Origin of the sequence: Pseudofrankia coriaricola (assembly GCF_032027725.1) — a bacterium.
Lineage (GTDB): Bacteria > Actinomycetota > Actinomycetes > Frankiales > Frankiaceae > Pseudofrankia.
The window spans coordinates 45,958-63,303 of the sequence record NZ_JASNFO010000009.1 but is presented as its reverse complement, the minus strand read 5'-3'; the positions used below and the strand labels follow the sequence as shown (position 1 = coordinate 63,303).

The 17,346-nt window shown below is 72.2% G+C and carries 17 protein-coding genes; 6 read left to right on the top strand and 11 right to left on the bottom strand.

Annotated features, from left to right (window positions below):
* Positions 1 to 135: 135 nt before the first annotated feature.
* Positions 136 to 837, bottom strand: coding sequence for a maltokinase N-terminal cap-like domain-containing protein (locus QOZ89_RS07215; RefSeq protein WP_071047639.1), 702 nt, complete (start codon positions 835 to 837; stop codon positions 136 to 138).
* A 90-nt stretch (positions 838 to 927) separates the two neighbouring features.
* The gene (locus QOZ89_RS07210) at positions 928 to 1,878 is read right to left on the bottom strand and encodes an alpha/beta hydrolase (RefSeq protein WP_083418313.1); all 951 of its coding nucleotides are present in this window, start codon (positions 1,876 to 1,878) and stop codon (positions 928 to 930) included.
* Between the two features lie 443 nt (positions 1,879 to 2,321).
* Here QOZ89_RS07210 and QOZ89_RS07205 point away from each other — a divergent pair, with 443 nt between their 5' ends.
* Positions 2,322 to 3,260 (top strand): ribose-phosphate diphosphokinase, encoded by a 939-nt coding sequence (locus QOZ89_RS07205; RefSeq protein ID WP_071047640.1) that lies wholly within the window; start codon positions 2,322 to 2,324, stop codon positions 3,258 to 3,260.
* Positions 3,261 to 3,331: 71 nt separating this feature from the next.
* Here QOZ89_RS07205 and QOZ89_RS07200 read toward each other — a convergent pair whose 3' ends face one another.
* The 3 genes from QOZ89_RS07200 to QOZ89_RS07190 form a co-directional block, all read right to left on the bottom strand.
* Positions 3,332 to 3,679: a LuxR C-terminal-related transcriptional regulator gene (locus QOZ89_RS07200; protein WP_083418308.1), complete on the bottom strand. Its 348-nt coding sequence runs from the start codon at positions 3,677 to 3,679 to the stop codon at positions 3,332 to 3,334.
* A 57-nt stretch (positions 3,680 to 3,736) separates the two neighbouring features.
* Entirely contained in the window at positions 3,737 to 4,606 is an 870-nt protein-coding gene (locus tag QOZ89_RS07195) for a leishmanolysin-related zinc metalloendopeptidase (protein WP_071047641.1), read from the bottom strand.
* A 146-nt stretch (positions 4,607 to 4,752) separates the two neighbouring features.
* Complete coding sequence (locus QOZ89_RS07190; protein ID WP_131803831.1) at positions 4,753 to 7,677, bottom strand: CHAT domain-containing protein; 2,925 nt, start codon at positions 7,675 to 7,677, stop codon at positions 4,753 to 4,755.
* Positions 7,678 to 7,857: 180 nt separating this feature from the next.
* On the opposite strand from QOZ89_RS07190, the gene QOZ89_RS07185 reads away from it, so the two are divergent.
* The 4 genes from QOZ89_RS07185 to QOZ89_RS07170 all read left to right on the top strand — a co-directional run bounded on the left by QOZ89_RS07185 (position 7,858) and on the right by QOZ89_RS07170 (position 11,571).
* Positions 7,858 to 9,318, top strand: a complete 1,461-nt coding sequence (locus QOZ89_RS07185) for a S8 family peptidase (protein ID WP_071047643.1) — start codon at positions 7,858 to 7,860, stop codon at positions 9,316 to 9,318.
* Between the two features lie 30 nt (positions 9,319 to 9,348).
* Entirely contained in the window at positions 9,349 to 9,933 is a 585-nt protein-coding gene (locus tag QOZ89_RS07180) for an RNA polymerase sigma factor (protein WP_071047644.1), read from the top strand.
* A gap of 4 nt (positions 9,934 to 9,937) precedes the next feature.
* Complete coding sequence (locus tag QOZ89_RS07175) at positions 9,938 to 10,501, top strand: hypothetical protein (RefSeq protein ID WP_071047645.1); 564 nt, start codon at positions 9,938 to 9,940, stop codon at positions 10,499 to 10,501.
* Between the two features lie 227 nt (positions 10,502 to 10,728).
* Positions 10,729 to 11,571, top strand: coding sequence for a TIGR03620 family F420-dependent LLM class oxidoreductase (locus tag QOZ89_RS07170; protein WP_071047646.1), 843 nt, complete (start codon positions 10,729 to 10,731; stop codon positions 11,569 to 11,571).
* Positions 11,572 to 11,715: 144 nt separating this feature from the next.
* Here the strand turns inward: QOZ89_RS07170 and QOZ89_RS07165 are convergent, their stop codons facing one another.
* From QOZ89_RS07165 to QOZ89_RS07140, 6 genes are all read right to left on the bottom strand, one after another.
* Positions 11,716 to 12,027 (bottom strand): DUF4286 family protein, encoded by a 312-nt coding sequence (locus QOZ89_RS07165; RefSeq protein WP_071047647.1) that lies wholly within the window; start codon positions 12,025 to 12,027, stop codon positions 11,716 to 11,718.
* Between the two features lie 25 nt (positions 12,028 to 12,052).
* Positions 12,053 to 13,297, bottom strand: a complete 1,245-nt coding sequence (locus tag QOZ89_RS07160) for a metal-dependent hydrolase family protein (protein WP_312623342.1) — start codon at positions 13,295 to 13,297, stop codon at positions 12,053 to 12,055.
* The gene (locus tag QOZ89_RS07155) at positions 13,294 to 13,626 is read right to left on the bottom strand and encodes a hypothetical protein (RefSeq protein ID WP_071047649.1); all 333 of its coding nucleotides are present in this window, start codon (positions 13,624 to 13,626) and stop codon (positions 13,294 to 13,296) included. The genes QOZ89_RS07160 and QOZ89_RS07155 overlap by 4 nt, the downstream gene beginning before the upstream one ends.
* Positions 13,623 to 14,882, bottom strand: a complete 1,260-nt coding sequence (locus tag QOZ89_RS07150; protein ID WP_071047650.1) for an aromatic ring-hydroxylating oxygenase subunit alpha — start codon at positions 14,880 to 14,882, stop codon at positions 13,623 to 13,625. Before QOZ89_RS07150 ends, QOZ89_RS07155 begins: the two co-directional genes overlap by 4 nt.
* A 12-nt stretch (positions 14,883 to 14,894) precedes the next feature.
* Positions 14,895 to 15,554 (bottom strand): carboxymuconolactone decarboxylase family protein, encoded by a 660-nt coding sequence (locus QOZ89_RS07145; RefSeq protein WP_116271452.1) that lies wholly within the window; start codon positions 15,552 to 15,554, stop codon positions 14,895 to 14,897.
* A gap of 173 nt (positions 15,555 to 15,727) precedes the next feature.
* On the bottom strand, positions 15,728 to 16,492 hold the full coding sequence (locus tag QOZ89_RS07140) for an SDR family NAD(P)-dependent oxidoreductase (RefSeq protein ID WP_071047652.1): 765 nt from the start codon (positions 16,490 to 16,492) through the stop codon (positions 15,728 to 15,730).
* Between the two features lie 218 nt (positions 16,493 to 16,710).
* Here QOZ89_RS07140 and QOZ89_RS07135 point away from each other — a divergent pair, with 218 nt between their 5' ends.
* Positions 16,711 to 17,346 carry a TetR/AcrR family transcriptional regulator gene (locus QOZ89_RS07135; RefSeq protein ID WP_071047653.1) on the top strand — a complete coding sequence of 212 codons (636 nt, stop codon included), beginning with the start codon at positions 16,711 to 16,713 and terminating at the stop codon, positions 17,344 to 17,346.

The window sequence follows — 17,346 nt, the reverse complement described above, 5'->3', positions numbered from 1 at the left end:
AGCTGGCGGCGGTCCTCCCCCGCGCCCAGGTAGGCGCCGGCACGCAGGCGAGCGGCGGCGGTCGGCTTCACCTGACCAGCCAGCTCCACCTGACCAAGTGTCGTGCCCCGCGGCGGTTTCGCCTCCCCTGTTCGGCTATTCGACCGCCGGTGCCGCGGTGACGATGACTCCGCTCGGCTCGGTCCCGTCCGCCTGACGCCAGGGAACCTGGACGTAGCCACCGCGCTGGTCCGCGGCGCCAGGGCGGACGGGGAGGGCGCGGATGACCCGCAGCAGGAGGTCCGTCGGTTCGCCGTCCCCGTCCCCGTCCGCGGTCGAGGCCGTGTCCGCGGTCGAGATCCGCAGTCTCGTCCCGTCGGGCCCGTTGCTGGCGAGGGCGCAGGCGGTGACGACGAGGCTGGAGCCCGGCAGGACCGGCTGGCTGCGCACGGTCGGGTCTGGGGTGTCGCTGAGGCTCTGCGCCTGCGGTTCGGTCTGGCCCTGCATCAGCGCGACGAGCTGGGTGACGAACACCCAGTCGTGCGTCGCGTCGTACACGTACCTGGTACCGAGAACGCCATGCTCGGTCGTCCCGATGAGGCCGGCTTCCGAGCCCGGTTGTGCCTGGGCGCGGTAGGTCATGGGCACGTGATAGCTCACGGGGCCGCCGCCGGCCGCGTCTGTGACGATCATGAACTCGATGCCGACCTCGCCCGCCGGGTCATCGAGCCGGAACCCGCCGGCCCTGGTGAGCTGGGGCGTCAGGCCGGCGTCGAGGTACCAGGGCTGACCGGGGAGCCAGGCCGTCAGCAGCTCCAGCTTCGACGGAGCCAAGGTGGTGTTGTGGACTGTCGCCATCCTCGAATTATCTTCGCCGCACTTACCTTGCCGCGCCGGCGTCACGGCCCGGCGGCCGGTCGCCCGGGCACGACGGCCTGGCCAGACGCGTCATCCAGCGGTGGGTCGGGGTCCAGGGGACGCGGCACGTACCAGCGCACGGCCGACGAAGGCGAGCTGGGCCGGGAGGGCCGAGCGCCAGAACGCGGGGTCGTGCCCGCCCGGCCCGAAGCCGTGTTCGGTGGCCGCCAGCTCGCCGGCCGCCTGGCGGGAGACCGCGTAGAACGGGTCGCTCTGCCCGCAGTCGATCCGGTAGGCCACGTCCGCCGGCGGTGGCTCTCCCAGGACCTGGTGGGCGGCGAAGTCGGCGGCGGAGTCGAACGCGCCCGGCGCGCTGGCGCCGTAGGCGTGCCACATCGCCGGGCTGCTCGCCGCCACGGCGACGGCAAGGTCCGGGTGGCGCTGGGCGAGCAGCAGGGCGCCGTAGCCGCCCATCGACCAGCCGATTGCCGCCAGCCGGGTGGTATGCAGCCCCTGATCCGCGAGCCGGGGCAGGACCTCGGCCAGGATCATCCGTTCCGGGTCGTCGCCAGCCGCGCGCGGGTGCCAGTAGGTCTCGCCACCGTCGACCGCGACGGCGACGAACGGCGCCACTCCGGCGCGCGCCGCGTCCGCGAGCGCGGTATCCAGGCCCAGAAGCGCCACTCCGCGCGGCGCGTCATCGCCACGGCCATGCAGGACGAGACACACCGGCAGTCCGTCGACGGCGCCTGTGACCGGCGAGACGACCACCATCGAGACGTCCCGACCCCGAGCCGCACTCCGGAACGCCGTCCGCGTCACCACCGCCGGCCCGCGTGGTATGACCGCCGCGCCGCCGCCTGTCGACGCCGCCACCCCGCCCGTCGGGCCGGCCGTCGGGCCGGCCAGCTCGCCGCCCGAGGCGGCGCCCGGCGTACCGGCCGCGGCGTCGCCGGAGCGTCTTGCCCACAGGGCGCCGCCGACGGCACCGGCCGCGAAGGTCGGCGCCGCCAGCAGTACCGTTCGTCTGCTCGGCCGCACGCCCAGGATCGTCCCATCGCCGGGCAGCGCCCCGCCCAGCCGGCCGTCCAGCGGCCGAGGCACTCACCGCGCCGCACCGCGCCGGCCCGGCTTCGCCCACGAGTACTCGCCGAGAACCAGCCATGCCCCGGTCGAGCGCCTGGGGCGTTCATCCGTCAGGCCTCGCGGCCGAAATCTTCCAGGTGGACCGCACCGCGACACCGCGCCGTGGCGCCCGCCGGCCGGCGGCATTTCACCACGGAAATCAGGGCCGGTTCTCGCCACGTCCACATCGTTTGTTTGTCGGAATCTGGTGGCGACATTCCGGCCGATGATCCCCACCGCGACGACGAGGCTCGGATACCGCTTCGGATCCTCCTCGGACCGAGGATCGACCAGGTCAGCAAGATCCCACCTGTATGATGGGCCTGCCCGCAGCGTCGCACTAATGTCAGGGGCGGTTTGTGCGAGAGATTGTCGTGTTCAGCGGAAGTGCACATCGGCAGCTGGCGGAGGAGGTGTGCCGACACCTAAAGACGCCGTTGTCGCCGGTTCGCATCGATCGATTCGCCAACGACTGCCTGGAGGTGCAGCTGCAGGCGAACTGCCGCGAACGGGACATCTATATCATCCAGCCGCTCGTGAAGCCGGTCCAGGAGAACCTGGTCGAGCTGCTACTCATGATCGATGCGGCGAAGGGCGCGTCCGCGGCGCGTACCACGGTTGTCATGCCGCACTATTCGTACGCCCGGTCAGACAAGAAGGACGCGCCTCGGATCTCCATCGGCGGGCGGCTCGTCGCCGATCTGCTGGCCACCGCCGGAGCCAGCCGGATCCTCGCGATGACTCTGCACTCACCCCAGGTACACGGCTTCTTCAGCGTCCCCGTCGACCACCTGCACGCGCTGCGGGAACTGGCGGAGCACTTTCGCCAGTACGACCTGTCGAACACCACCGTGGTCTCGCCCGACCTCGGCAACGCCAAGGAGGCGGCGAGCTTCGCCCGGCGGCTGGGTGTCCCGGTCGCGGCCGGCGCCAAGCAACGGTTCGCCGACGACCGGGTCGCCATCAGCGCGGTCATCGGCGACGTCGCCGACCGCGACATCATCATCCTCGACGACGAGATCGCGAAGGGCAGTACCGTCCTGGAGCTGCTGAACAAGCTCCACGACATCGGTGTCCGCTCCATCCGCGTGGCCTGTACCCACGGGTTGTTCGCCGGCGGCGCGCTCAAGCGAATCGGCGACCAGCCCGACGTCCTCGAGATCGTCTGCACCAACACCGTTCCCGTCCCGGCGGAGGAACAGGTCTCCAAGCTGAAGATCCTGTCCATCGCGCCCGCGCTGGCCGAGGCCATGCGACGCATCCACAACGGCGAGTCGGTCAGTTCACTGTTCGACTGAGCCGGCCGAGGCCACGGCGCGACCGTCGCCCGGAAAGACCGTGTCCTGTCCCGTGCGACGGTCGCGGCGGTCTAGGTGACTGGCGCCATTACGGCCGACGCGTGGGCAGGCTTGATCCGAGGCAGAGCCCGAGTCTGGCCGAACCTCAGTTCGCCACCGGTCGATGGTGGATGTTGCGCGCAGGAGCCGGCGCGCAGATAGAGGAGGACGGCCAGTACCCGACGGTGGTCGCCGCACCCGGGTAGCAGGCCGAGCCGGCCGTAGATGTTGCGGATGTGGGACTCCACCGTGCGCTGTGTGAGGAAGAGCTGATCACCGATCGCTCGGTTGGACCGTCCGTCGGTCATCAGGGCGAGAACCTCAAGCTCACGGGCACTCAACGTCGCCAATCGATCGGTCGCTGACGTTCGCAACGCCATGCTGGGCACCGCACCCTCCTTTTCCCATTCCCGGATGGCAATGCCGGGGCGGGGTCGCTACTTGACGACGACGAGAACCGGGTCGGCCTCCGCCGCGACGGGGTGGGCGCCGGGGGCCGGGTGGGGATGCACGACGCGCGGCCGTCGGTGGCGACGGGCGGCTAGGAGGGCCGGGCTCGGCAGGGTGTACGGGTCGGCGGCGGCGTAGTCGACCTGATAGCCGAGGTCCTCGAGGCAGCCCACGGTCACCCGGCTCATCGGGTTGCCCGCGGGGTCGACGAAGCCCGTCATCAGTTCGGCGTCGAAGACGCTTTCCCGCCAGTGGGAACGGGCGGTACCCGACCCGCCTCGGTTCTCCACCGGGACGGGCCGCGGCGGGGCGCCGTCGCCGCCGGTCAGCCGGCCGTACTCGGCCATCGCCGCCGAGCCGACGAACACCGGGTCCTCCAGGGCCGCCGGGTTGTCCGGGCCGGGTACGACCAGGCGCCTGCGGTCCCAGAGGCTTCCGCCGATCCCGAGCACATGCCCCATCTCGTGGGTGATGACGTCGCCGAGCGTGCCGTCGGCCGCCATCTCCGCGAGGTCGGCCACGTCGAAGCTCATCTCCCCGCGGCACGGCTGGAGCAGGGACCCGTCCGGCGCGACCCGCAGGTGGGTAGGGCGGGCGCTGCCCAGGACGTGGCCGGGGCCGTCGATCTTCTTGCCCTGGGCGATGATCAGGACATCGTCGATGACGTCGTCGCCGATCCGGACGTCCGGCAGGTCGCCGACGATGACCCGGGCCCAGCGGTCCGCCGCGGCGGCGAAGGCCGCCTGCTCGGTCTCGGTGAGCCCGTCGAGGAACCGGATCTCGATGGTGAAGGGTGACTCGGTGTCGGCCAGCTCCCTGGCCCGGTCGGCGTCGGCTCTGGCGACGTAGGTGTCCATGGGGCGTCCTCGCGGTCGAGGGACACGGCGGTTCAGGCCGCTGCCGCGGGTGCGTCCCGCGGCGAGTCGGCGAGCCCGACCGTGGGTGGCTGGATCGCCACTCGTTCCACGGATCGCCGCAGGACGGCGATGATACGGGCGCGGCGTCAGCGCGCGGCGTGCGACTCTCCGCCCAGGGTGACGAAGCCGGCCGCGGCGGCCAGGCCGGCCGGCGAGCGGTCGCGCAGCTCCCGCTGGGCCTCGGCGAGGGCGACCGGAGCGGGGACTCCGGCGGCGAGGCCGCGGTGCAGCGCGATCATCAGTGGGGCGGTCGCGCCGTCCGGGACGGGTACGACCGACGCGACCAGCTCGGCGGCGCCGCGGGCGATGAAGGTGGCGGCGAGGCCGAGCAGCTCGTCGCCGGTGTGGACCATCGACCGACCGCTGTCGCAGGAGGCCAGCACGACGGTGCGCGGGACGGTGGCGAGGCGCTCGACGTCGTAGACGACGAGCGGGCCACCGTGCAGCCGCAGCGTGGAGAACAGCGGGTTGTCCGTCGTGAGCGTCCCGTGCGCCGCGAGGTGCGCGACGTCGGCCTTCGCCAGCCCGGCCAGCACCGCGTCCGCGGTCGCCGCGTCGTCGAGCAGCGGCTCGACGCCGTGGATCGCCGCGATGGCGGTGGCCTCCTCGCGGGCGCCGGGCAGGCCCGGCCCGGCGGCCACCATCGCGGTTCCCGGGACGTGGGCCGCGGTGCTGGCGGTGTGCCAGAGCGTCGCGGACGGAGCGACGGTGACCGGACGGCCCGCCCGGGACGGGAGCACCGACCACGGAACGCTGTGCAACGGGCCGGTCGGGACCACGACGAGCGGGCGGCTCTCGATCTCCGGGACCTGTCCGAGCAGGACCTCGTCGAGCCGGCGCGCGGCGTCGGTGAGCAGCGCCACGGCGGCGTCGCGCGAGGCCGCCGGCCGTGCCCCGGGCCGGGAGCGGCCGGCGGCCTCGTCTACGCCCGGGGCCGTTCCGGTGGCCGGGGCCCCGACGCCCCAGGGGCCGCCGTCGGCGCGGGCCAGCCGGCGCAGGGCGTGGGAGAGGCGCTGGACCAGGCCGGCCGGGACGGACGCCGGGCCGAGCGGCCTGCGCCGCAGGCGGCCGTCGACCAGCACCAGGGCGTGCAGCTCGCCGTCCAGCTGGACGAACTCGACCAGCGCCCGGCCGCCGAGCGTGTCGGTGAGCTGGGCCAGCGAGACCGGTGCCGCCGGCGCGGAGCTCCCGCGCACCGGGTGCAGCCGGATGTGATCGCGGATGCGCCGTTCCAGCGCCACCTGCCGCTGGGTCAGCCGAGGACGCCCCCGGTCCGCGGTCGGAGTGGCGGTGCGGACCTGGGCGACCGGATCGGGCCGGCCGCGGTCGATCTCGGCGATGGTGGCGCGCAGCTCGGCGAGCAGGCCGGCAAGTTCCGGGTCCTCGGCCGGCAGCACGGCGCGGCGCAGCAGCCGGCTTGCCCGGCCCCGTTCCGCCCATTCGAACACCGCCGCCGGACCGCCGCCGTCGAACGCCATCCGCAGGCCCAGCTCGCTCAGCTCGGCGCGGTGCACGGCCGAGTGGACGCGCAGGTCGGTCGCGCCCAGCGAGGCCGCGTGCTCGTCCAGAACCCGCAGACCGGCGCGGGCGGCACCGGCGGCCCCGCGGCGGTCACCGCCGTCGCGGCGCAGCAGCGCCTCGGCGTACCAGCCGCGGGCGCGCAGCGCCGCCGGGGCCGTGGCACCGCGCCGCGCCGCTGTGCGCGCGAGCTCCAGGTGACGGCGGCGGTCCGCCGCCCGCCCACGCAGCCCGGCGACCCGGGCGGCGACGAGGCGCGCCTCGAGCGCGGCGGCCGGCCAGCCGGCGCGAGCGAGGGTGTCGACCATCCGCTCCAGCTCGCGGACGGTCATGCTCAGCCGGACGCCCGCGTCATCCCGGCCGTCGAGGGTGGCACGGTCGTCGCGGGTGGCGAGCTCGGCGCGGACGACGACGAGCGAGGCGCAGGCCGCCCACTCGGCACGGCCCTGGCGGGCGAACGCGCGGCGGGCGAGCCGCGCCTGTACCAGCGCCGCCGGCGGGTCGTTGTCGAGCAGCGCGGCCTGGGCGAGGAAGAGACGGGCGCCGGGCACCAGCAGCCGGCGGCGGTGCCGTTCGAACTCGGTGATCGCGGCGAGTGCCGCCTCACGCGCCTCGGCGCACACCCCGGCCGACAGCAGCAGCTCGCTGCGGTCCGCGAACACCGGGCCGAGCTGGCCGCGGTGCTCGCCGATGATCTGCTCGGCGCGTTCGAGGTGGGCGAGTGCGGCCGGCACGTCGCCACGCATGATCTCCAGGTAGCCGAGGTTCTCGGCGATGATCCCGACCGCGAGCTGCCGGCCCAGCGCCCGGGCCAGCCGGTCCGCCTCCAGCAGGTCGGCCTCCGCGTCGGCGAAGGCGTGCAGTTCCGTGTACGCGATGCCGCGGTTGACCAGCGACCGTTGCAGGTCGACCTCGGCGCCGGACGCCCGCAGCAGCGGGATCGCGACCTGGAACTCGGCGAGCGCCTCGCCCGGACGGCCGATCTGGCGCAGCAGGTCGGCCCGCTGACCACGCGCCCGCGCGAGCCCGGCCCGCCGGCCGGACCCGTCGCGCTCACCAGCCCGATCCTCACCAGCTCGATCGTCGCCAGCCTGGCCTTCGACGCCGCCGAACAGCGCGGCCAGCGAGCCGAGCTGGCGCACCGCCTCGTCGATCTCGTCGAGTGCCCGCTCCGGCCGGCCGAGGTGCAGCAGCGCGGCCGACAGCGGGATCCGAGCCTCGCCGGCGAGCTCGACGGCGAGCGGCCTCGGCTCCACCTGACCGGCCAGCTCGACGGCCTGGCGCAGGTAGCGGACGGCGGTGTCGACCTGCCCGGTCTGCCGGGCCGCCCGGCCGGCCGCCCGCGCCGCGAGCGACGCCGCGGCCGGGGCGTCCGCCCGCAGCGCCCGCGCCAGCACCGCCGCGGCGAACCGCACCGCGCGTCCGGGATCCCAGTCCGCGCGCCGCATTGCCTCGTGGGCCTGTTCCGCCACCGATTCCCGAGCCGCCGCCACCCGGCCCCGCTCCCTGCTCGTCGAACCACCTTCCGGGCAAGGATGCCGCGCTCACGGCCATGAGGGCGAGAACTTTTCGGACTGTCGGGAGCATGACGCGGTATCACGGGCCCAGATCGCGTATCCGTATGGCGTAGACGCCCCTCGCGGCAAGGACGCTCCTACGGGGAAGGACGACCTATGACCATTCCTGTCTCACTCGACCCGGCGTTGGACCCGGCGCCCGGAACGGCGCCGGGTCCCGACGAACCGCCGGCCGAGCTGGCCGTGCACGCGGCCTGCCAGGAGGACGTCCAGCGGGAGCTGGCCGCGCGCGGTATCCCGGCCGGCGACGTCGACACCACGCTCGCCCAGACCCTGGGACTCGTGCTGTTCCGGCTGCCCGCCAGGGAGCTGCGCCAGTATGCGGCCCGGCTACGCCGCACCGCGGCGCACCCCGCCATCGGCACGGCGGCCGCGAGCCCGCAAACGCTGGCAGCCCGGCCGCGGGCGTACGCCAACGAGCTCCAGCTGCTCGAACGCCGCAGCCTGCGCCGCTTCACCGAGCTGGAGCTGCTGATGTTCGACCTGCGGGTGGATCTCGGCCACAAGCTGGGCTACGTCCCCGCCATGGGAAAGAACCGGGACGTCGTCACGATCAACCCCCAGAGCAAGGGCGGCGGCATCAGCGGTAGTCCACAAAGCAAGCCCCAAAGCAAACCCCAGAGCAAGGGCGGCATCGGCTTCGACCCGATCGAGCTGGCCGGCGACCCGGTCGACCCGATCCCGGTCGGCACCCAGCCGGACCTCGCGCCAGGCGGGCAGCCGTACCGGCACCAATGGGCGCCGATCCCGGACGGCGGCCCGGGTGACGGCGTGTCGGTGGGAGTCGTCGATCTCCCGCTGGTCACCAGCGACCTTCCCGCGCTGAAGACGGATCGGGTCGTCGAGCTGGCGCACCCCAAGGAGCTCGCCGAGTTCCCCACCTCCTGGGCCGGGCACGGGAACTTCGTCGTCGGACTCGTCCGGCGGCAGGCGCCCGGCGCGCGGATCGTGGCCAGTCCCGGGCTGCGGGCCTGGGACGGCGCCGGCACCTCCTGGGACGTCGCCCGGGCGATGGCCGCGCTCGCCACCGAGAACATCAGCATCCTGAACCTGTCGCTCGGGGTGGCGACGGAGGACGACGAGCCGCCGTTCATCATCCGGCACGCGATCGAGGCGCTGTGCGCGAGATGCCCGGGCCTGCTCGTCGTGGCGTCGGCGGGGAACCGGGCGAGCCTGCCCGACCCGCCGGAGGCGGTCTGGCCGGCCGCGCTGACCGAGGTGGTCGCGGTCGGTGCGAACACCGAGTACCGATCCCAGTTCAGTCCGCGCAGGTTCTGGGTCGACGCGACCGCCGACGCGGTCGACGTGGTGAGTCTCTACCTCGCCGGCGAGGTCACGCTGCCCGGCGGCACGTCGGTGAAGTTCGCGGACGGTGTCGCTCGGTGGAGCGGCACGTCGTTCGCGACGGCGACCGTTTCCGGCGCGATCGCGGCGCGGATGACGACCCATGCGGACGGCACGGCCCGCGCCAGCACGCTGACGCCGGCCGAGGCGCTCGCGGAGCTCTTCGCCGACCCGGCCTCGGCCATCCAGCGCTACGTCCACATCCCCAGCTGAGCAGACCGGCACGAGCACGAAGGTGGCGGCATGCGCGATGACCCGACGGTGGTCACGCTCGTCGAACGGGCCCGCGACGGCGACCAGGCGGCCTGGAACCAGATTGTCGACCGGTACGCGGCGCTGATCTGGGCGATCTGCCGACGGCACGGGCTGGGCGGCGCCGACGCCGAGGACGTCGCGGCGACCGTGTGGCTGCGGTTGGTCGAGCGCCTCGCGACGATCCGCGAGCCGGCGGCGTTGCCCGGATGGCTCGCGTCCACCACCCGGCGGGCCTGCCTGCAGGCGTTGAACGCCCGCGGCAGGCAGCTGCCGGTCGAGACGGAACGGATCCCGGACCAGACCGACCACACGGCAACCGACGAGTGGCTCCTGCGCGAGGAACGCCACCTCGCCCTGCGAGTCGCCTACGCCGACCTGCCTGAACACTGCCGGCGCCTGCTGGCCATGCTGTTCCGCGACGAGGACGAGGCGGACCGGTACAACCGGATCGTGGCGGCCCTGGGAATGAAGAAGGGCGGCATCGGCCCGACTCGCGGCCGATGCCTGGACAAGCTCCGGGAGAACCCGGCGATCGCGGCGCTGATGGACACCACTGTGGCCGGCGGGAGATGACGTCATGTCGAGACCACCCTGGGACGACGACGTCCGCCTTCTGCTCGACCTCGGTGGCGCGCTGGACGCCGCCAGCGCCGTGCCGACCCGGATCGCCGACATCGGCAGGGCCGCGTTCGTCTGGCGCACGGTGGACGCCGAGCTCGCCGAGCTGACGTTCGACTCGGCGACCGACGCGGCCGGGCGGCCCGGCGGGGCCGATCCGGGCGGCGAGGCCGAGGCAGGCGGCGAGGCAGGTTCGGCCGGCGGTGAGCGCGACACGCTGCCCGACGGCGCGCTGGCCGGGACACGCGCCTCGGTCGCCCGGCTGCGCGCGATGACGTTCACCGCGAGTGACCTCACCATCGAGCTGGAGGTGGCGGACGACGGCCTGGTCGGTCAGGTCGTACCGGCCCAGCCAGGCCTGATCGAGCTGCGCTCGCGGGATGGCGCCGCGGCCCAGGCGGCGGAGGCGGACGCCGTCGGCTGGTTCGTCCTGCGCCCCCGCCCCACCGGCACCTTCCAGCTTCACGTCCGGCTGTCCGGTACCGACCGCCGCGAGATCGTCACCGAATGGTTCGTCCTCTAGCCAACGTGCCCGACAAGGAGATCGGACGGTTCTTCGGCGACGGCGAGTCCGCCGACCGGCAGGCTTCTGACAGATCGCCACGACAATTAACTTTCCGCTAACCGTCCGCGCACAAATCTGTGTCATCCGCTCACGCTTGATCACAATCCTGAAAACATGACGAAATGCCCAGCCCAACTTTGTCCGGACTGGGAACAGTCCCCACCCGACGCCCGTTGCCGCTGGTTATGACCATTGCGGGACCGGTCGGTATCGCCGGCCTAGCCCTAGACCCGACAGCGGAACCAGCCGCGGAGATCGACGCCGCCGCCAGGCTGGAAGAACTGGGATATCAGACGCTCTGGCTACCGGGCGGCCAGGGCAACAATCTCGCGCAGATCGACCGGGTCGTCCGCGGCACGTCGACGCTGCGGGTGGCGAGCGCCATCATCTCCGTCGACCGGGTGCCGGCCACCGAGGTCGCGGCGGCCCACGCCGCGTTGGCGGCCGAGCATCCCGGCCGGTTCGTCGTCGGCCTCGGTGGCGCGCACGGCCCGAGGCCGTTGCCGACGCTCAACACCTACCTGGACGCGCTGGACACCGCGACGCCCCCGGTGCCCGCGTCGGAGCGGATCCTCGCCGCGCTCGGCCCGCGGATGCTCGACCTGTCCCGTGGCCGCGCGGGCGGCGCCTACCCCTACCTGGTGACCACCGACTACGTGACCGAGGCGCGCAAGCTGCTCGGAGACGGGCCGGCACTCGCGGTGCAGGTGCCGGTCATTCCCCTGGCGGACCCCGGCGCCGCACGGGAGCTCGCCCGTGCCTCGGTCCGCTTCTTCACGACCCGTCCCGGCTATCGTCGCAACTTCGTCCGCATGGGCTTCGACGAGGCCGACATCACCGGGCTCAGCGACGCCTTCGTGGACGGCATCACCGTGTGGGGCGGCCTGGAGTCGATCGTGGCGCGGATCGCCGACTACCAGGCGGCCGGGGCTGACCAGGTGGTGCTCGGCCTGCGCCTGCCCCCCGACAGCGATCCCAGCTCGACGGCCGCGTGGCAGTCCCGCCTCGCGGAGGCCCTGCTCAGCTGAGCCACCGACTGACGCCCAGCCGGGCGCAGACCACCCGCGCGGTACCGACGACGACATGCGGGAAGGCTGCGTCCGGCTGGTCGAGAACCCGGATCCGGATGGCAGGACAGCCCCTGGACCAGCGGGCGGCGGGATGCGTCCTGCCTACTCGGCGGAGCTGATCTGGCGGAAGTAACGGACGGTTGGCGGTGGGCTGAGCTGTACGCGTTCCGGCCGCGACAGCGCGCCCGTCGCCTGCGCCTCGCCCAGCGCCGCCTTGGCGGCCTCGACGTCACCGTCGATCTCGTAGATCACGATGAAGGTGTCGGTGTCGAGAGACTCCAGCCGGCGGGCGGAGACGAAGCCGTCCACCTTGAGGATCTCGGGAAGGTGCTTGTGGTCGTACCAGTCGTGATATGCCGCCAGCTCGGCGGGCGAGGCAGGTCGCGATTCGACGATGAGCACGCCACTGGCCATGGGTGGAGCTCCTTTCGGTCGGGGTTCAGGCGCCCTTGTAGACGCGGCCGTCCTTCATGACGAACCGGACGTCCTGGGTGACGATGATGTCCTGGGTCGGATCGCCGGGAACAGCGATGACGTCGGCGAGGTAGCCGTCGGCGACCCGGCCGAGTTCGTGGTCGCGCTCGACCAGCTGGGCGCTCGTGACGGTGGCCGCGCGCAGTGCCTGTAGCGGGGTCATGCCGCGGGTGACGAGGGCGGCCAGCTCCTTGGCGTTGTCGCCGTGCGGGACTGCCGGAGCGTCGGTACCGCAGGCGATCTTCACGCCGGCGGCGACGGCCCGGGGAAGCATGGCCCTGGCCTGGGGGAACACGACGGCGGCCTTCGCCTGCAGCTCCGGCGCCGCGCGGGCGATGTCCATCGCGTCGGTCAGGTAGGTGGTGGACACCAGGAACGTGCCGGTCTCGGCCATCAGCTTCAGCGTCTCGTCGCTGGCCAGGAAGCCGTGCTCGACGCAGTCGATCCCCGCCTCGACACAGGCCCGCACCGCCCGGTCCCCCACCGCGTGCGCGGCGACGCGGATGCCGGCCCGGTGCGCCTCGTCGGCGATCGCGGCGAGTTCCTCGTCGGAGTACTGCTGGGCGCCGGGGCCGGTGCTGTGTGACATCACGCCGCCCGAGGCGGACACCTTGATCACCTTGGCGCCATGGCGGATCTGGTAGCGCACGCAGTGCCGGACCTGGTCGACGCCGTTCGCGATCCCCTCACCGACGCTGAGCGGCATGATCCCCGGAGCAAGCCGTTGGAACACCGTCGGGTCAAGATGGCCGCCGTAGGGGGTGACCGCGTGCCCCGCGGGGATGATCCGCGGGCCTTCCACCCATCCCTGGTCGATGGCGCGCTGCAGCGCGACGTCCAACAGATACCCGCCCGTCTTGACCATCAGGCCGAGGTTCCGGACGGTCGTGAATCCGGCCAGCAGGGTCTTGCGGGCGTTGATGGTGGCGCGGAGGGTGCGGTACGCCGGGTCGTCCTGGACGCCGTGCATCGGCAGCGGCAGGCCCGTAGGGGTCTCCGGCCCGCCGATCAGGAGGTTGAGCTCCATGTCCATCAACCCAGGCAGCAACGTCACGTCACCCAGGTCGATCTCCACCGCGCCGGTGGGGAGCTGGGCGGGGTTGACCGCGACGATCCGGTTGCCCTCGACCACGATCACCGCGGGCGACCGGACCTCGCCGGCATCGATGTCCAGCCACCGGTCGGCACGCAGGACGGTCGGCGCGGTCACGGCACCGGCTCCACGAAGCAGTCGAAGCTGGTGGCACCCGTATCCGGAACCTTCGGCTGGCGCCAGATCTCGACGGGGAACGAGGCCTGGATCATCGAATACAGCAGGCACAGGAGGTTCGTGGCGTCGTCGGGCAGTGCGTCGTACGGCAGCTTCTCCAGGTAGGCCAACACGTCCTCGAGCCGCGGGGTGATCGCGTCGTAGAAGACCTGCATCTGTTCGGTGGTGCTGGCCAGCCGGGTGCCGTACCGCTCGGGCTCCGTGGGCAGGCACCACTTCGCGGCGAACGGTTCGAGATCGGCGAACTCGGCCGGCAGTAAGGCACTCACCGGGACGCTCCCTCGTAGGTGTCGATCCAGTCGCGGACCTCGGCGTGCAGGTGGCGGCAGAGGATCTCCTGGTCGCCCAGGAGGAACCGGTCGACGTACCGGGTCTCGAGCATCATCTGGGTGGCCTCGAGCGTGTTCGCGTCCTGCAGCGCGAACTCCTTGAACGTCACCGCCGACATCTCCTGGGAGATCCGGTCACGGACATTCGTCGCCGGCAGGAAGTAGACGTTGCCCTCGAAGACGTGCGTGTTGTGGGACGTCGGCCAGTAGTGGTACGTCAGGTACCAGCCCTGGCTCCAGATGAGGATCACGAAGTTCGGGAAGAGCTGGAAGGAGTCCAGCCCCCACGGGTCGCACTTCGCCGGGTTCAGGCCCTTCGGCATCTCGCCGAGTTCGGCCTTGTCCCACGGGCCGAACAGGCCGCCGCGGGTCATCGCCTCCATCGGCTTGATCATGTCCGCGTCCATCTCCCAGAACCGGACGCCGGACGTGCTCACGAGCCGGTGCGGACGCTCGATCTGGTAGTGGGGCGCCTCGAAACCGGCCTGCACGGCGGCCTTCGAGTACTTCTCCGGCGACTGGTTCCCGTGCAGGACCGGGGCGTGGTAGAATTCCGCGAAGGCGTCCATGAAGAGCTTCCAGTTCGCCCCGACGGTGGTGCTGTACCCGAAACGGGCCGTCATCCGCTCGAACGGGTAGCCCTCCAGGTCGGTCACCATCGGCCCGAGGAACTCGCGCAGCGACTGTGACGGCTCCCGCGAGAAGTTCACGAAGATGAACCCCGCCCAGACCTCGCAGTGCACCGGCGCCAGCCCCCACTGGCTCCTGTCGACGTCGAAGAACTCGCCCTCCTGCTGGATGAACGTCAGCGAGCCGTCGAGGTCATAGCGCCAGCCGTGGTATTTGCAGGTGAACTGCCGGCAGACGCCCTGACTCTCGTTTTTCGGGTCCTCGGTCCAGACGAGCTTGTTGCCCCGGTGGCGGCACATGTTATGGAAGGCGCGCACCTCGCCCGCCTTGTCCCGCGCGACGACGATCGACGCATGGGCGGCCTTGATGTCCTTGGTGAAGTAGCTGCCGACCCGCGGAAGCTGCTCGACCCGGCCGACGTTCAGCCATGCCCGCTTGAAGATCGCCTCCTTCTCGCGCTCGAAGTACTCAGGCGAGATCGAGTCCTCGTAGGACACCGGGCCCGTGCCGAGCTCCGGGTAGTGCTCGGTCCAGCTGCCTTCCGGTGGTTTCGGGAAACGTGGCATGCGCTGCCTCCTTCAGGGGATCGGCGCGGCGTCGGGAACGGCGCGGCTGTTTTTCTCGCCGTCCGGGTCTGGTAGGACCGCGGGTTCCAGACCGACGCTGTTGAGCACCATGGCGAGGCATACGTAGCTGCCCACCACGAAGGTCAGCTCCAGCAGCTGGCGCTCGTCGAGGTGCGTGGCCAGCCGCGCCCAGGTGGCGTCGTCGATGACGTGATCGTCGACGAGCTGGTCGACGGCGCGCAGCAGGTCACGGTCGCGGTCCGTCCACGCGTCGGCGGCGCCGGCGTCGGCCACGGAGCCCGCGGCCACGGCGGCCGCGGCCACGGCGGCGATCTGCTCGAGTGTCAGCCCGGCGGCCTGCGCCATCCCGACGTGCTGCGCCCACTGATAGCGGCAACCCGTCCGATGGCCGACCCGGAGGATCAGCAGCTCACGGTCGCGCGGATCGAGCGCGCCGTCGTCGAGCAGCTTCCCGCTGAACGCGAGCCACGGCGCACCCAGCCGGGAGTGGCGGGCGAACAGGCCGAGGATCGGCGGCATGGGCGGCGCATCCGCCTCGCCGGACAGGTAGCGGTCGGCACGGGCCAGGTTGCCACGCAGCAGCTCGCGGTCCTCCTCGGTCCACTCCGACACCGGCAGCGGCCCCATCCGGGGGGTGAAGGCTGGCCTCACAACGTCCCGAGTTCGCTCCCGGGGTTCCTGCCGGATCGACGGAGCTTGCGGAGTCGATCTGGGAGGTCCGGCCGCGCTCTCTCCGCGGCCGTCCTCCGGGGTTCCTGCCGGATCGACGGAGTCGATCTGGGAGGTCCGCCTCGGACGCCCACTCCGCTCGTTTGCTCCTATGCTCACAGCACGGACCCGCCGTTGACCCCGAGCACCTGGCCCGTGATGAAGCCGGCCTCCTCGGAGGCGAGGAAGGCGACCGCCGCGGCCAGGTCGTCCGGGGTCCCGAGGTGGCCGAGCGGGATGCTCGCGGCCATCACCTCGTTGGGCGGCAGGTTCCCCGCGGCCTGGTCACGATGCTGCATCGGGGTCTCGATCCCCGACGGCGGGACGCAGTTGACCGTGATGCCGTGGGAGGCATAGGCGCGCGCCAGGGACTTGGTCAGCACCATGACGCCGCCCTTGGCCGCCGCGTAGTGCGCCATGTTCGGCGAGCCGCGCTGGGCGCTCGACGAGGAGATCGTGACGATCCGGCCCCACCGGGCCGCGACCATGTCCGGCACAGCTGCCTGGCAGCAGTGGAAGGTGCCGGTCAGGTTCACCTCGACGACCCGGTTCCACCGTTCGAGCGTGATCTGCTCGAACGGCTGGAAGTCCACGAGGCCGGCGCTGGTCACCAGGATCTCCGTCGGGCCCAGCGACGAGCGGATCTCCGCGAAGGCGGCATCGAGAGCGGGGCGGTCCGTGACGTCGACCGCGAGGCCGAGTGCCTCCGTCCCCTCGGCCCGCAGCTCCTTGGCCACTCGCCGCGCGCCGTGGTCGTCGAGGTCGAGTACGGCGATGCGATGGCCGCGCTCGGCCAGGTGATGGCAGGTGGCCTCGCCGATGCCCGATGCTCCGCCGGTGACCACGGCCACGCGCGCCTGTTGCACCCTGCTACGCGGCATCGTTCTGTCCTTCCTCACTCGAAGACGACTTCGATGACGCGGGTGACGGGCACCGCCCTTCGCCGCCCGCACACGCTCGGACATCGGTGTTCTTCGAACGACTAACGCGTTCTTCACATGACTAACATGGAGTGTGGCCCGAGGCAAGGGCCGCCCCGCGGCGGACAGGGGGAGACTGGGACTGGCGAGGAGCACCGGGAGCAGCGAGAGGAACAGACATGACGCGGGCACGGCGGAGCGCCGTCGACGACTCGGTCACGCGCACGGCGCTCCTCGACGCCACCGAGGCCCTGATGCTCGAGGAGGGCTACGCCGCCGTCACCACCCGCCGGCTGGCGACCAGGGCGGGCGTCAACAACGGGCTCGTCTACTACTACTTCGGCACGATGGACGGCCTGTTCGTCGAGCTGTTCCGCCGCGGCGCCGAGCGCAGCCTGGACCGGCTCCGGCGGGCGATGCGCTCGCCGCAGCCGTTGTGGGCCCTCTGGGAACTGGTCCAGGAGTCCTCGAACAACGCGCGCACGATGGAGTTCACCGCGCTGGCGAACCACCGCAAGGCGATCCGTGCCGAGATCGCCTCCTACTCGCGGACGTTCCGGCGGCTGCAGCTCGAGACCCTCTCGGACGTGCTCAAGGGCTACGGTGTCGATCCCGATCGGTGGCCACCCGCGTCGTTGATTCTCGCCATGGCCGCGATCTCCCGGTTCCTGCACATCGAGGAGGCCTTCGACGTCGACACCGGCCACCGCGAGCTGATCGCCGTCGTCGAGCGCGAGATCCGCGCCCTGGAAGGGGACCGCCGGCCGGCCGACGACGAGGTCGTCGACGCCGTCGCCGGCCGCCGGGCCAGCTAG